The 279-nt window shown below is 65.2% G+C and carries 1 pseudogene; it reads right to left on the reverse strand.

From position 1 onward, the window contains the following. Window positions 1-216, reverse strand: a pseudogene (locus EN852_RS40520) (hypothetical protein); the annotation flags it as partial. Window positions 217-279: the final 63 nt, after the last annotated feature.

The following is a 279-nucleotide window of genomic DNA, read 5'->3' on the forward strand; positions in this document are numbered from 1 at the left end:
GTTACCGTTTCCGCTGTTGCCGCCGCTATTGCCGCCACCGTTCCCGCCGTTTCCACCACCATTGCCGCCGCCGTTCCCGCCGCCATTGCCGCCTTTGCCGGCAAAGGCCTTGGTCGCAACGACACCATCGACGGAGAGGCTGAAAGGCGCGACAACCAGCACCAACGCAACCAGCGCTCGCAAGACCAGCTTGCAGCCCCTGCGCGATGCGCGCATCCCGCTCTCCCAACGCCAACCCTTCAGCCTCTCCGTCGATGGTGTCGTTGCGACCAAGGCCTT

Source organism: Mesorhizobium sp. M2E.F.Ca.ET.209.01.1.1 (assembly GCF_004010375.2).
Classification (GTDB): Bacteria; Pseudomonadota; Alphaproteobacteria; order Rhizobiales; family Rhizobiaceae; genus Mesorhizobium.